16 protein-coding genes are annotated in these 14821 nt (G+C 36.0%); 4 read left to right on the plus strand and 12 right to left on the minus strand.

What is annotated here, in order from left to right:
- Positions 1-79: 79 nt before the first annotated feature.
- From MP478_RS11395 to MP478_RS11405, 3 genes are read right to left on the minus strand one after another with little or no spacing between them, the layout of a single operon-like run.
- Positions 80-367, minus strand: coding sequence for a putative quinol monooxygenase (locus MP478_RS11395; protein ID WP_257191547.1), 288 nt, complete (start codon positions 365-367; stop codon positions 80-82).
- Between the two features lies 1 nt (position 368).
- Positions 369-1253 carry an NAD-dependent epimerase/dehydratase family protein gene (locus MP478_RS11400; RefSeq protein ID WP_257200516.1) on the minus strand — a complete coding sequence of 295 codons (885 nt, stop codon included), beginning with the start codon at positions 1251-1253 and terminating at the stop codon, positions 369-371.
- Positions 1253-1867 (minus strand): NAD(P)H-dependent oxidoreductase, encoded by a 615-nt coding sequence (locus MP478_RS11405; RefSeq protein WP_257191549.1) that lies wholly within the window; start codon positions 1865-1867, stop codon positions 1253-1255. The genes MP478_RS11400 and MP478_RS11405 overlap by 1 nt, the downstream gene beginning before the upstream one ends.
- Positions 1868-2125: 258 nt before the next feature.
- Here MP478_RS11405 and MP478_RS11410 point away from each other — a divergent pair, with 258 nt between their 5' ends.
- Together MP478_RS11410 and MP478_RS11415 are read left to right on the plus strand one after the other, a co-directional pair.
- Positions 2126-2872 carry a metallophosphoesterase gene (locus MP478_RS11410; RefSeq protein ID WP_230040947.1) on the plus strand — a complete coding sequence of 249 codons (747 nt, stop codon included), beginning with the start codon at positions 2126-2128 and terminating at the stop codon, positions 2870-2872.
- Between the two features lie 40 nt (positions 2873-2912).
- Positions 2913-3812: a LysR family transcriptional regulator gene (locus MP478_RS11415; RefSeq protein WP_230040945.1), complete on the plus strand. Its 900-nt coding sequence runs from the start codon at positions 2913-2915 to the stop codon at positions 3810-3812.
- On the opposite strand, the gene MP478_RS11420 is transcribed toward MP478_RS11415, so the two are convergent.
- Both MP478_RS11420 and MP478_RS11425 read right to left on the minus strand, forming a co-directional pair.
- Positions 3786-4253, minus strand: a complete 468-nt coding sequence (locus MP478_RS11420) for an N-acetyltransferase (RefSeq protein WP_257200517.1) — start codon at positions 4251-4253, stop codon at positions 3786-3788. The two genes, MP478_RS11415 and MP478_RS11420, sit on opposite strands and share 27 nt — an antisense overlap.
- Positions 4253-4687: a GNAT family N-acetyltransferase gene (locus MP478_RS11425; protein WP_230040941.1), complete on the minus strand. Its 435-nt coding sequence runs from the start codon at positions 4685-4687 to the stop codon at positions 4253-4255. The genes MP478_RS11420 and MP478_RS11425 overlap by 1 nt, the downstream gene beginning before the upstream one ends.
- Positions 4688-5545: 858 nt before the next feature.
- Here MP478_RS11425 and MP478_RS11430 point away from each other — a divergent pair.
- Both MP478_RS11430 and MP478_RS11435 read left to right on the plus strand, forming a co-directional pair.
- A complete protein-coding gene (locus MP478_RS11430; RefSeq protein WP_257200518.1) occupies positions 5546-6421 on the plus strand; it encodes an aldo/keto reductase in 876 nt (291 codons plus the stop codon).
- Between the two features lie 175 nt (positions 6422-6596).
- On the plus strand, positions 6597-7658 hold the full coding sequence (locus MP478_RS11435; RefSeq protein WP_257200519.1) for a nitronate monooxygenase family protein: 1062 nt from the start codon (positions 6597-6599) through the stop codon (positions 7656-7658).
- 152 nt (positions 7659-7810) lie between these two features.
- On the opposite strand, the gene murC is transcribed toward MP478_RS11435, so the two are convergent.
- The 7 genes from murC to MP478_RS11470 all read right to left on the minus strand — a co-directional run bounded on the left by murC (position 7811) and on the right by MP478_RS11470 (position 14767).
- On the minus strand, positions 7811-9148 hold the full coding sequence (murC, locus tag MP478_RS11440) for a UDP-N-acetylmuramate--L-alanine ligase (protein WP_257200520.1): 1338 nt from the start codon (positions 9146-9148) through the stop codon (positions 7811-7813).
- Between the two features lie 6 nt (positions 9149-9154).
- The gene (locus MP478_RS11445; protein WP_257200521.1) at positions 9155-9592 is read right to left on the minus strand and encodes a hypothetical protein; all 438 of its coding nucleotides are present in this window, start codon (positions 9590-9592) and stop codon (positions 9155-9157) included.
- 16 nt (positions 9593-9608) lie between these two features.
- Positions 9609-10415, minus strand: coding sequence for a 1-acyl-sn-glycerol-3-phosphate acyltransferase (locus tag MP478_RS11450; RefSeq protein WP_047494666.1), 807 nt, complete (start codon positions 10413-10415; stop codon positions 9609-9611).
- A 27-nt stretch (positions 10416-10442) separates the two neighbouring features.
- Positions 10443-11072: a CoA pyrophosphatase gene (locus tag MP478_RS11455; protein WP_230040930.1), complete on the minus strand. Its 630-nt coding sequence runs from the start codon at positions 11070-11072 to the stop codon at positions 10443-10445.
- A 210-nt stretch (positions 11073-11282) separates the two neighbouring features.
- Entirely contained in the window at positions 11283-11759 is a 477-nt protein-coding gene (locus MP478_RS11460) for an OsmC family protein (RefSeq protein WP_230040928.1), read from the minus strand.
- Between the two features lie 97 nt (positions 11760-11856).
- Positions 11857-13251: a T9SS type A sorting domain-containing protein gene (locus tag MP478_RS11465; protein WP_257200522.1), complete on the minus strand. Its 1395-nt coding sequence runs from the start codon at positions 13249-13251 to the stop codon at positions 11857-11859.
- Between the two features lie 85 nt (positions 13252-13336).
- Positions 13337-14767, minus strand: coding sequence for a T9SS type A sorting domain-containing protein (locus MP478_RS11470; RefSeq protein ID WP_230040917.1), 1431 nt, complete (start codon positions 14765-14767; stop codon positions 13337-13339).
- Positions 14768-14821 lie beyond the last annotated feature (54 nt).

Genomic DNA, 14821 nt, shown 5'->3' on the forward strand with positions numbered 1-14821 from the left:
TGTTTTGTTTTTTGGTGTTGTGCCTGAATAAATCCTATGGTGAACAGGCTAAGACATAAAAGTGCCAGTTTTTTCATACTTATATAATATTTGTGATATAAATCTGAGGTTTCTCCTGAAGCTTTTCATCTGCCAAAGCTCCGAAAGCCTGAATATAAAGCTGCTGATTATGCTGTGCCAGCCCTTCTTCACTTTTCCAGATTTCATAGAAAACAAACTGGTTTTTATCTTCAATTCCCTGATGCAGGGTATACAGCTCGCAAGCCTCTTCTTTTCTTGTTTCTTTTACCATATTCTGAAGAACTTCCAATACTTCTGTCTGATGTTCTTCTTTGGATTTTATTATGGCTGTAAGGTGAATTTTCATATTAAATAAAATTTTCGATTGATTTATATTGAGGGCTCCATCCCAATTCTCTTCTTGCTTTGTCGGAATTGCATAAGCTGTTTGAAGCAAATCCGAAATATCCGCCTGCGGGACCAAATGTATGTACAGCTTCTTGTATGCTGACAGATTGTGCAGGCTGTAAATGATAATGCAGACTTATGTTTTCAGCCAGATTTTTGATTGTTGAAGAACCGTTTTCTGCATAGTACATTGAACCGGCTTTTGCTTTTTCCAAAGCAAGCACATACATATCTGCTAAATCCTCAACATGAAGGTTCGACCATATGTTTTCACCTTTTCCAAAATAAACCCCAAATCCTTTTTCTTTGGATAGATTGATTAAAGCCGGAAGCTGAATACTGTCTTTTTTCAGACCCAGTCCTTCTCCGTAAACCATAGTAGGTACAATGACTATGCTTCTTATCCTTTTTTTAGCAGATTGAAGAACATAATTATTGATTAATACCCTTGAAGCCATTTCCAGTCTTGGATTCAGGGGGAAATCTTCTGTGAAAATAAAGTCATTTTTTTCTCCATTTTCTTTTCCTCCAAAGATGGCTGAGCCTGAGGTGAAAATAAAAGTTTTACCACTCCCTTCCAAAGCATTTATAAAACTGTCTGCTGCGTAGGCGTCATCAGCAGAATCAGCAGTGTGGATAACGGCATCTACTTTAGAAACTGCAGCATTCAGAACAGCTTCATCATGTATATCACCTATTATATATTCAATTCCTAGCTGCTGTAGCTTTTCTGCAGCAGCTGCATTACGGACAAGCCCTGTTACACTGTAGTTTTTTTCAACCAGTTTCTTTGCAACAGTACCACCAATATAACCGGTGATGCCTGTTATGAGTATTTTTTTCATTAGGCTAATTGTGGTTTTAGTTCCTGTTCAAATACATTTTTAACATGTGCTCTGTACAGCTTCATATCGCGCTCTATATTGGCATTCTTTTCCACATCATGAAAGTGGAAGCTTTCCATTTTTTTTAGAGAAACAAAAGCATTCATTCTATGAAAACCAAATAGCGGTCCGTCATCTACATTTCTTTCACCGAAAAACTCTCCGGGAAGTGTAAAGGCTGTTGCAGGAGCATTCCAGCTTGTTGTCAGCATATATTTTCTACCGCCAAGCATTCCTCCGGTACCATAATTAATCTCCGGATTTTCTGCATTTCTGCCGTCACTCATATAAATTCCTTTTGCATGACCTGCTGTGAAAACTTCATCAATATATTTTTTCAGGCCATTAGGAAGCTGAAACCACCAGATCGGAGTATGGTAAACGATATAATCTGCCCAAACAAATTTCTTCACTTCCTCATGTTTATCATATCCTTCACTTACGTTGGTTACTTTTACCTCTATATTGCCAAATGATTTTAGAACCTCCAGTGTATTTTCTGCGATAGTGTCATTATATTTTCCTCCGGAATGTCCAAAGTTTTGCCCTCCGTTGATGATTAATACTTTTTTCATTTTTATGATTGTTTACATTTTATGATGCAAAGTTAGGGTGGATTTATGCATAATAAAAATAGTATAAATTATACTGAACTATTATAATAATGATAGTTTGTAGTCTCAGATTAATGTGCTTTGCCTGTTGTACAAAATCTACGATTATATTGATGCGGTAAAAACAGACTATTCAAGGTTGTATGGTGAAATGTCATATCAGATCTGAGTCAAAATTCCTTTCTCTCTTGTACATTTGTTATGATAAACAGAATGAATATGATACAGATTGCAGTTTTTAGTGATGTGCATGGAAATCTTCCCGCGTTGAATTCGGTGTTGGAAGATATAGAGAAAAGGGGAATCCGTCAAAAATTCTGTCTGGGAGATCTTGTAGATTTTGCTCCATGGGGAAATGAAGTGACTGAAAAAATTAAAGAGCTGAATATTCCCTGTTTAATGGGAAACCATGACGAAAGGATTGCTTTCGATATTCCTGTGGTTCCATTATCTAAGCATACCGAAGAAGAAACTCTTGCCCGGTTCGTTGCTATTGATCATTCTAAAAAACACATTACAGAATCAAATAAAAAGTTTCTTTCTGAGCTTCCTTTTCATTTGAAATTAAACTATAAAATAGGGAAGAAGCACTGGAATATTCAGCTTATGCACGCAAGTCTATCGAGTAATGATACTTATCTGTATAAATCTGAGAGTGATGAGGTCTTTATAAAAATGCTGGAAGAGTCCAAATCTGATATTATTGTGATGGGGCATACTCATTTATCGTTTAAAAAGCAGTTTGATAATAATAGCTGGGCCGTTAATTGTGGCTCTGTAGGCCGCTCTAAGGAAGAGAATAGATTAGCTTCATATGTAATACTTACTTTAGATGAAGAAAAGATTATTCCGGAGATCATACAACTGAGCTATCCGCTTGATGAAACCGTTCTTAAGATACTGGAAAGCGAGATTCCTGATTATTATGCCTCGTTTTTAAGAAATCAAAATGTATTAATATTATAATTATGTTGTAGCTTTGTATTATAATATTAATAATTAATTCATGGTCAATTTAGAATGGTACCGTACTTTTAAGGCGATCTATAAAACCGGGACTCTGACAGGAGCTGCTGATGCTTTATTTATATCACAGCCCGGAGTGAGCTTACATTTAAGTTCATTGGAAGCTTATGTAGGATATAAACTGTTCGACAGAACCGGCAGGAAGATGATTCCTACGGAGCGGGGGAAAGTATTGTTTAATGCAGTAGCCGAACCTATCACGAAACTCGAAGATGTAGAGAAAAATTTTCAGAAATCTACGGAAAAACATACTCCGACCATTAGTGTGGGAATGTGTTTTGAAACTTTTCAGACGACTTTAGAGCAATATGTTTCTTCCCTGCCCTTTAATCTGATCATCAGCTTTGGGGAATATCCGGAAATGCTTGATCAGCTGGATAAAGGAATTCTGGATCTTATCATCACTCCTAAAAAAGGATCTTCTCCCAATATAGAGCATGAAGCATTTTCTTCTGAACAGATTGTCCTTGTTGGAGGAAAAGAGGTGGATACGGATGATTTTAAAAAAGTGTTGAAAACAAAAAATGCAGAACAGATAGAAGAGTGGCTGAAAAAAGAAAAATGGTATGGAACCACAGGAGACATGGAGCATCTTTTTCAATTTTGGACCCTAAACTTTGGTCACAAACCGAATTTTAGACCCAATTATATCGTTCCCAATTTAAACTCAATTATCCGTTGTTTAAAAGGAGGGGCAGGACTAGCCGTTGTTCCTGATTTTTTATGCAAAAACGAAATAGACGGCGGAGATGTAAAGCTGATCTGGGAAGGCAAAAAAAAGCTGGAAAATACCCTGTATTTCGGATGCCGGAAAAATACCAACTATCAAACGGAAATAGAACATATCAAGGGGCTATTCCGTAAGGTGATGGGTAAGTAGAACCATGTCCCGCATTTGTAATCCGTTTTCATAAATAGGATCCGGATAATTTTCAATAAAAAAATCCCTAAGAATTCCCTTTTTAATGAAACCGTTTTTCTCATAAAATCTGATCTGTTGGAAGCCGGTATCCGAGGTTCCAACTGTCAGAGTTTTATAGTCATGTTCTTTTGCAATTTCTTTTGCTTTATTCATCAGAATACTTCCTATTCCCTTGCTTCTATAGCTTTCTACAACAGCAATGTTTTTAATTTCCAATTCGGTATTGCTGTTCTTGTACAATGCCATAACAGCAATATCCTCCACACCATTCTGTAAAAGATAAATATCAGATTTGAAAATATACCGGTCAATAGCTTCTACAGTTTCATCTGCCAATAATAGCAGCTCGTATGGAATTTTCGAACCAGATTCAATACTGATGAAAGTGAAATTTTCCATTATAAGCTCATATGAATAAGTGGATACTCCTTTCCTGAACTGTCTTTTTCTGATCTTCCTATCGTTTTGAAGCCCATCTTCTCATAGAATCCAATGGCCTGTGGATTCTGTTCGTTAACATCTACTTTGGTAAGGCCTGTTTTCTCTTTCATGAATTGATAAAGAGCTTTTCCATAGCCTTTCCCACGGACGTCATTATGGATGAAAAGCATTTCCAGATTGCCTTCAGCAACGGATGAGAAGCCTTTACTTTCGCTGTTTTCAGTAATTACATAGACTTCCAGGTTGGGTAGATAGTCCCTTGGAATGGCTTCTTTGAAATAATTAAAATCTTCTTCAGTAAGAAAATCGTGGGTAGCCTTTACGGCAGATTCCCATATTTCCATGATTTTTGGATAATCTTCAGTAGTGGCAAGCCTTATTTGATGTGACATGATTTAAGATTTAGACAAAAATAGAAAATTAGAAATTAGAAAAGGAAGTTTATAATGTGTTGGAAAAACGCAAGGACGCAAAGAAGTTCATTATAAACAGCTTTTAAGGTACAAGAAAATCAAAGATTTTCAGCAAGTTTTATGATATTGCTGCTTTAGATGAGCAGCGTTCAATTGTATCGAAGATAAAATCCGTGCGTCTTATAGCATAAAGTATGTAAAAACCCTTTGCGTCTTTGCGTTTCCAATATTCTATTATTTGAATGAGGTTTATGTTATAATGTGTTGGAAAAACGCGAAGGCGCAAAGAAATTTCATTATAAACAGCTTTTAAGGCGCAAGAAAATCAAAGATTTTTAGCAAGTTTTATCAAATGAATATTTGTGGTTTTAGATGAGCAGCACTCAATTTTATCGAAGATAAAATCCTTGCGTCTTATAGCATAAAGTATGTAAAAACCCTTTGCGCCTTTGCGTTTCCAACATTCTATTATTTGAATGAGGTTTATGTTATAAAGTGTTGGAAAAACGCGAAGGCGCAAAGAAATTTCATTATAAACAGCTTTTAAGGCGCAAGAAAATCAAAGATATTCAGCAAGTTTTATGATATTACTGCTTTAGATGAGCAGGGTTCAATTTTATCGAAGATAAAATCCTTGCGTCTTATCGTGTAAAGTATATAAAAATCTTTTGCGCCTTTTCGTTTTTCCAACACTTTATGATCTCAAAAAATAACGTTTCAAAGAGCTTATTAAATACCAATTCTTGACACAACCAGTAAAAATGGTAGGTGAAAATTTCAATTTTTTATTGCAAATTTGTTTAATCACTTTATATTAAAAATTAAAACTAAGAGTTTATGCAAAAGAAAACCTACACAGGGCAGCCTGTGGTAACCTTAAATAATGGGATAGATATTCCTGCTTTAGGATTTGGAGTATGGCAGATGGAAGACCTGAAGGAATGTGAAAGTGCAGTCATTAAAGCTATTCAGACAGGATACAGAATGATTGATACGGCTGCTATTTATCAGAATGAAACTGCGGTGGGAGCTGCTGTGAAAAATAGTGGAATCAATAGAGATGAGCTGTTTATCACTTCAAAGGTTTGGGTCCAGGATCATGGATATGAAAAAACAAACAGTGCATTTCAGAGAACATTAAACCGATTACAAATGGACTATCTTGATATGTATCTAATCCATTGGCCTTATGGAGACTTTTTAGGAACCTGGAAAGCTCTGGAAGAATTGTATCAGGAAGGAAAAATTAAAGCAATAGGAGTTTGTAATTTTACGGTTGAGAAACTGGAAGAATTAAAAGCTCATTCAGTTGTTGTACCGGTAATCAATCAGATTGAGCTACACCCAGTCTTCCAACAGAAAGAATTACAGGTTTACGACAGAGAAAATAATATTGTAACACAACCCTGGAGCCCGCTTGGAAACGGAAATGCTAATCTTTTGAACAATATTGAATTAAAGGCTATTGCCGAAAGATATGGTAAAACTGTAGCTCAGGTTATTTTAAGATGGCATTTACAGGAAGGTTTCGTGGTCATCCCCAAATCAGTAACTCCATCAAGGATTGAAGAAAATTTTAATGTATTCGACTTTGAGCTGACAGAAGATGAGATGAATGCTGTCCGTTCTTTAGATACAGGAAAAAGACTGTTTTTTGATCCGAAAGATCCGGAATGGGAACAGAAGATGCTGAATGCTGTAGCAGATATTTAGTACTAAAAAGTTGAAATAATTCCCCACAGATTCCACAAATTTTAAGATTCGAAAGGTCTTTATGCCCGGTGGGATCTGTGGGATTCTTATTAAAATTATCTTTGTGAGCAATGTCATATTATTTTAATAATGAGCATTGTCTGCTTATCCGTAACTTCTAATAAAAATAATCCTTATGTTTTGGCCGGATACAATCAGTAAAAAATTAGGAGTAAAATATCCTGTAATTCAGGCTCCAATGTTTGGAGTAAGTACACCACAGATGGTTGCAGCAGCAACAAAAGCAAATTGTCTGGGATCTTTGGCGCTGGCTGATCTTTCAGCCGATCAGTCTATTGAGCTGATCAGAGAAACCCGGAAACTTACTGATAGGCCTTTTGCAGCAAATATTTTTGTACATTCTATTCCAGAAGTCACAGCAGATCTAAGAACGAAATTTGTCAAAACCAAAGAGTTCATAGAACAGCTGGCCAGAGAGCATACTATTGAAATCAGACTTCCGGATCTTGAAGCTATTCAATTAAGCACCTATCATGAGCAGGTAGATGCTGTAATAGCTGAGAAGTGCAGTATTCTAAGCTTTACTTTTGGAAATTTAGATGATAAAAGTATTCAGAAACTAAAAGAAAACGGGCTAACCCTTATTGGAACCTGTACTTCTGTAGAAGAAGCTTTGGTTCTGGAGAAATCAGGAATTGATATGATTTGTGTTCAGGGAATAGAAGCGGGAGGGCATAGAGGAAGTTTTGATGCGGATGATATTCCCCAGATTGGAGGCTTGTCTCTATTGTCACAGGTTTATGATCATGTGAATGTTCCTTTGATTTATGCAGGAGGAATTTATAATGCTAAAACAGTACAGGCAATCAATGATTTGGGAGCACAGGGTTTCCAGGTAGGTAATCTTTTGCTAGCGTCTACAGAAAGTGCTCTGCAGCCTTTTGAAAAAGAGCGTCTAAAGAAAGTGAAAGAGAACGAGATTGTTTTAACGAAAAGTTTTTCAGGAAGATATGCCAGAGGGGTTAAAAATAAATACATTGAAGTCCTTGAAAATTCGGAATATATTTTACCTTATCCGTATCAGAATAAACTGACCAATCAGCTGCGTAAAGCTGCAAAATATTTACAGAACTCAGATTTTCTGGGACTTTGGGTAGGGCAGTCCATTCATCATTACAGTGAGCTTTCTACAGAAGACATTCTGAGGAATCTCATTACCGATGTAGGTAAACTTTAAAAAATAGTACTATTATCTTTCCAGATTAACCCAAGCTGTTATTAAAAGAAAAGGTATTTTAAACGAATTAACTAAATGAAAAACCTCCTTTCAGCTGAAAGGAGGTTTGTTTTATACAGAATTCTGAAATGAAATTCATTTTCAGATTAGCATTACTTCGTAAGATCCAGGCCACCGAAGTTTCCGGAGCTCATCATCAAATAAACACCATTGGTCTTATCTAAAGTGTTCCAGTAGGCATGAAGATCTTCAGCATTGGTGAAAACCTTTATATTTTCATTTTTGAATTTTTCTTTAATGAATTCGGGAGAGATAGGTTCCATTCTTTTGATTTTTAGGGCGTCTTCAGAATAAAATACAATAGCTTCTTCCAACCCATCCATTGCATGGTCATATTGCTCTAAAAAGGCAGGATTTAAGCTGGAATATGTATGAAGCTCCAGGAACCCATATTTCTTTTTATTCTCAAATTGTTCTTTGAAGGCTTTTACCGCTGCCTTCACTTTACTTGGAGCATGGGCAAAATCTTTGTAAAGGATTCCTTTATCTTCTCTTTCTACTTTTTCAAGACGTTTGGAAGCTCCTTTGAAGCTCATAATTGCTTCATAGAAATCTTCGTCCATAATCCCAAGCTGGCGGCAGATATGTCTTGCCCCTTCCATATTTAATAGATTATGTGCCCCGAAAACAGAAAGAGGAACATCTCCCATTTCAGTTTGTAAGTATACCTGTCCATTATTGATTTCATATTCAGGTGTTTTGTAAGGGATTTTTCTGAAATAATTTTCAGCATCTTCCACTACTTTTACCACTTCCGGGTCTTCTTCGTTGTAAACCAAAACCCCGCCGGCAGTAATACTTGCCACAAATTTTCTGAACTGCTCAATATAATCATCAAAAGTTTTGAAAACATTGATGTGGTCCCAGGCAATACCGCTCATTAAAGCGATATTCGGTTGGTATAATAAGAACTTTGAACGCAGGTCAATAGGAGAGGACAGGTATTCATCACCTTCCAGCACCATAAAATCATTATCCTGAGTAAGTTTTACCATACAGTCAAAACCTTCCAACTGTGCTCCTACCATGAAATCCACTTCCTTCTGATGGAAGTTCAGAACATGAAGGATCATTGAAGTGATGGTTGTCTTACCATGTGAACCGGCAATTACCACTCTGGTTTTATTTTTTGACTGTTCGTATAAAAATTCCGGATAGGAATATATCTTTAAGCCCAATTCTTTTGCTTTTGCCAATTCAGGATTATCCTGGTGAGCATGCATTCCCAGAATAACAGCGTCAATATCTGAGGTTATTTTTTCCGGAAACCAGCCCATTTCCTGTGGCAGGAGTCCTTTTTTTTCCAATCTGGATTTTGAAGGCTCAAAAATAGCATCATCTGAACCTGTAACCTGATATCCTTTATCTTTTAGCGCAATAGCAAGATTATGCATAGCGCTTCCGCCAATGGCAATGAAGTGGGTTTTCAATTGTATTTACTGTTTTTTAACATTATTATTAATGAGCTCCTGGAAAGCCTGGAGTATATTGTCCCAATTGGTTTGGTAGTTGGGAACAATCAGGCTTGCATCTGTTTTACTGCCTTCATTGGGCCCTTTCTTGATGTTGATAGAAGTGGTAATGTTATCGTAAAGTTTTTTACGGCTTTCCTGAATTCTTCTAAAATTGTTCTGAGAAAGGGTTTGATCCAGTTTTTTTAAATCTTCGTTTGAGATTTTAAAATCCTGTTTGTATTTTTTATCCTGCCCTTCGAAAGAATAGTGTGCATTATTACCTCTTATAAGCAGGTTTTCATATACCGGTGCATATCCTCCACTTTTGGAATAACTTATATCAAAATCTGAATATACTTTTTGGCTGTTACACGAAACTAATACTATGATGGCGAATAAGATTCCTATTATTCTGTTCATAATTTTTTAATTTACTTTAATTATTAGGGTCCTGTTGTTCTAATTTTTTAGCTTTAAGTTCTTCATCATAAGTGTGTAGGAGGTTGAAATCCTCGGTCTGCTCAATAGCAGTCATAATTTTTAATAAAATTTCCGGTGCTTTTTCATTATCATAGTCGATATCCAGAGGGGCTTTGAATTCCATCGTTGGCTTTACTCCGGTGACTTTTACACGAAGGCCTTTTTTATCAAAAGCTCTTCTAAACCCGTTTATTTTAATGGGAATGACAATAGGACGCTGGTTTTTCACCAGTTTGGCTGTACCTCTTCTTCCCTGGGCAAAAGCTGATGTTGTTCCCTGTGGGAAAGTGGCTACCCACCCATTGTCCAAAGCCTTCATAATATTGTCAACTTCACTCATATCTACCATTCTGTTGACATTCTTACCTTCTGCTCTCCAGGTTCTTTTTACGGTTACAGCTCCTGCAATTTTGAAAATTTTCGGAAGAATACCTTTATTCATGGTTTCTTCGGCTGCTACATAGTAAAAATCAATCTTTGGATTCAACAGGTAGATCGGGTTTTTTATGGTATTTAAATAGCCATTATTTACGGCACAGAATGCATGATACATTGCTGCCACATCCGCAAAATAGGTTTGATGGTTACACACAAAAAGTACATTGGAGTCCGGAAGATCCACAAGGTGCTCTGTGCCGGTTATCTTCAATTTATTAAAGCCATTGAATCGCCTATAGGATACAATTCCTAAAATAAAAATAACTAACCTTTTTAAAAAATAAGGTGTTCCGAATGCATCGGTGAAAATATTTTTCTTCGCCATCTCTCAATTAAACACGGTTGTGCAAAGTTACATATTTTTCAGCAACTGGCTGAATTCACTTAATATCATCGCTGTAGCGCCCCAGATAATATATCCATTGAAATTAATCACAGGAACTTCATGGCCTCCTGCACTGGGAAGAGCCATCATTTCCGGAATGTCAGACAGATTTAGAAAAGAGGTGATAGGAAATTCAATGGTTTCCACGGCTTCGCTCTGCTGAAGAACGAAAAGCGGGTTCTTTTTAGTATACGAAATATAAGGATATACATAAAAGTTACTCGGTGGAACATAGATAGGAGACATTTCCCTGATAATCCTCAGATAATGTTTATCGATTCCAATTTCTTCAGACGTTTCCCTAATGGCTGTTTCAGCAAAATCCTGATCCATTTCCTCCCGTTTTCCGCCGGGAAGTGAAATCTGGCCGCTATGTCTGTCATGCTCATTAATGGTTCTTTGGATCAGAGGAAAATACCATTCATTGTCTTTTAAATACAATACAATATTAACTGCTGCAAATTTGGGATTCTTTGCCAGTACTTCATCATACGTAAAAACAGGACGGTAAGGGGGCGAGAACACCCCATGAGCGTGCTCACCAGGCAGCTCTACATTAGTTATTTTCCTCAATAAATCTTTTCCAAAATTTTCCATACTTCAAATTTAACAATATATCTTGAAGAATTAAAGGGCTTAACAATAATTAACCTACGTTGTTTTTTGAGTGATAGAACTGGCAGGAGTCAGTTTTTGCTTCACAAAGTCAATAGTGAATTTTTTGCTCCTCAAAATGAATAGTGAATAGAACGTGTATAATTAACAAGCGAAATGGATTGACCATTGAAGATTCATGATCTCAATACTTTATTTTCCAATAACTGAAACCAATGGGATGTGTTTTACAGGGAAATTAACGGAATTGGCAATAAAACAATATTCATTGGCTTTATAATGGAGCTGTTCTGCAGTTTCAATCATAGATTTTTCAGCTACAATAACTGTGGGGTGTAGTGTTACTTCGGTGAAATGCCCGCTACCATTGGATGTTTCGGCCATTATTCCCGTAGCTTCGTCTGTATAGTCTATAACAATAATGCCTGCTTCAGAACAAAAATGGAGATACCAAAGCATATGACATGAGGAAAGTGATGACAAAAATATTTCTTCCGGGTTATATTTCATTTTGTCTCCCCGGAAGGAAGGGTCGGATGAACCTTCAATATTGGGTTTGTTTTCTGCTGAAATCGTGTGACTTCTTTCATAATCTCTGTAGCCGCTGGTTCCGGTTCCTTTATTTCCGGTCCATTGGACAATGGTTTTGTAGTGGTGCTCTTTACTCATTCTGTAAATTTATTTTGTTTAAGCTTAAAAACAAAAAAGTATTTACTTAAACTGTAAGTAAATACTTTTATCAGACTGAAAAAATTTAAAAAGGAAATTAATCCTTTATAAGTTTTTTTACAGATGTTTTTCCACTTTCAAATATTACTTTTGCAATATAATTCCCCTTTAACAAATCTGAAACATCAGTATTATTGTCTTTTAAAACTTTTATGGTTTTGCCGTCCATAGAATAAATTTCTATTTTGATTACTTTTTCTTTTGTGTTGAAAACCAAATCTTTCTTAACAGGGTTTTCGAAAGAAAATATGCTGTTCGTTTTTGTAATATCAGTTGTTGATAAAGTCGTATTGTTTAGCAAATATTTAGTAACATAGCCGTTTCCGCAGGCTATAATATTAGTGTCATTCACAATCATATCACCAATAAATGTTAGTTCCGGATTGGTCTCGGAGTAATAGCTGAAATTGGAATTTATACTACCATTTTGATTGAGTTTGGAAATAAAATGAGTAGGTCTAAAATCTCCTTCACCACTTCCTCCAATGTAATAATACCCATCCTTTTCAATAATGCTTGTAATCCATGCACCACCATTGATGCCGAAATGTGAATATAAATCATAGTTGAATGTAGTATCGGGAGTGCCGTCTGCATTAATTCTGAAAATTTCATCATTTATGTTCGAATAAATAATTTTATTGTTAGTATCCATCAATACACAGCCTGCATGATTTAAACCGGATGTCATTTGTAGAGTACCATTATTCCCAAAACTTACTAATGGCTGGCCGTCTGCAGTAAGTTTTTTCAGAATACCAGTATTTGTGATGACCACTATATTGGATTGATTATCTGTAAGAACAAATGTTCCGTTTGACCAGCTTCCTTCAGTGAATACAGAACCGTTATTTCCAAAAGTGTTATCAATAGCTCCTGCGGCAGTAAGCCTGTAAATTCTGTGTTGATAAACCTGACCGTTTGAGTAGTCAATGCCGTGAACAATTATTTTTTCGTTTTGCAGGATAAGACCGTAGGAACGGGTATTTCCATCATTACCAAGTGCTGCTATGAAAGCAATGCCATTGGAGCCAAAAGTAGGATCTAATTGCCCGTTTGGAAGTATTCTTGATATAGATGCTCCCGTGTCTGAAAAACCAAATACCACAAGCTTTCCATCAGATTGTTTTTTTAACTGGCTGTCTGTAGCAGAATAAGGTAGCAGAAGTTCCCCGTTGATTCCAAAAGAAGTATCTATAATTCCGCCGGGGCTAAGCTTAGATAAAAAAGATTTTTCAATTCCTGTGTTGCTGTTATGGGTATTATAGGTGAAATAAATGCTGCCGTCCGGGTTTTGAATCATTCTCGACCAGGCATTATTACCAGACATAGTGTATATTCCGTTTGAAGCAAATGTTGGATCTTTGGAAATAATTTGTGCAAAAGCAGTTTGTACAGCAAGAAGCAGTACGAGAAATAATTTTTTTGTCATTGTTGTATTTTTAGTTTTTAATTGAAAATGAAAAGTGCTTGTTAATAGTAATCAAACACTTTAAGGGTAATGTTGAAAATATATATTAGTTTTTGATCAACTTCTTTGTGGCTGTCTTCCCATTTTCGAAGACAACTTTTGCAATATAAACACCTTCTGGTATCTCAGAAATGCTGGTGCCGTTACGTTCTATATTTTTGATACGCTTCCCATTTAAATCATGTATTTCTATGGATTGTACTTTTTCTTTTGTATGGTAAACCAAGCTTTGTTTAATTGGATTTTCAAAAGCAATATCAGAATCAGTTTTTGTAATATCTGTTGCTGATAATGTAGCATTATTAAGCAGGTATTTTACAATATAATTATTGCCTTTTACGATAATAGTATTGCTATTAACAATCATTTCGCTTATTGTTGAGAAAGGCGGAGTAAGATAGGGAGGATCAGCGAAATTTGATTCTATATAATAGTTGAAGGTAGAATTCATAGAACCATTTTGATTAAGTTTTGAAATGAAATAATTAGTATTAAATAAAGTATTTCCAGCATTTCCTCCAACATAATAAGATCCGTTTTTTTCATGTATACTAAAAATCTCCGGTCCTGAATTTAAGCCCAAACTGGTATATAAATCATAATTAAATGTGGTATCAAGGGTTCCACTCGGATTTATTCTGAAAATGCCATGATTCCCGTTTGTTGAGAAAAGAATTCTATTATCACTGTCTATCATTGCGGTGCTAACATTTCCTATAGGGGAGCCATTAATGTTAATTTGTGCCACTCCATTATTTCCAAAACTTGTCATCGTATGTCCGTTGGAGTCAAATTTTTCAACAATACTGATGTTATCACTGAAACTGATAATATTTGATTGATTATCAATGAATACGAATGTTCGGCCTGTAATGTTACCCTGTGTGGTTACATATCCGTTGCTACCAAAAGTTTGATCTATACTTCCGTTGGTATTCAGCCGGTAGATGGCATGATGCGGATTCTGACCTCTCCGGATACCATGCACAATTATTTTTTCATTCTGTAGAATAAATTCATAAGAATTATAAAAATCATCATGGTCCGCATATATTTCAGGAGAAATACCATTTGTTCCAAATGAAGGATCCAGCTGACCGTTAGGGAGCATTCTTAGTATTTGAGCATTGCCCCATAAACCGAGAATTAACAGTTTCCCATCTGTCTGTAATTTTATTTGGTTCATGAATGGTTCGGAAGCTAGCTTAACCGTTCCATTATTTCCAAAAGATTGGTCCAGGGCCCCATCAGGAGTAAGCTTGGATACAAATCCATGGGTGACTCCTGTGGCAACGTCCACATTATAAGTGAAATAAATTTCTCCATTAGAATTTTGAACCATTTGATACGAGTTACTTATAGAATAGCTGGGGATTTCAGCGACTCCATTTGAAGCAAATGTTGGATCTTTAGTGATAATTTGTGCAAAAGCAGCCTGTACTGCAAGAAGCAGTACGAAAAATAATTTTTTTGTCATTGTAGTTTTTAGTTTTTAATTGAAAAATGAAAAGTGTCTGTTGTTAGTAAGCAG

Source organism: Chryseobacterium sp. WG14, from assembly GCF_024586945.1.
Lineage (GTDB): Bacteria > Bacteroidota > Bacteroidia > Flavobacteriales > Weeksellaceae > Chryseobacterium.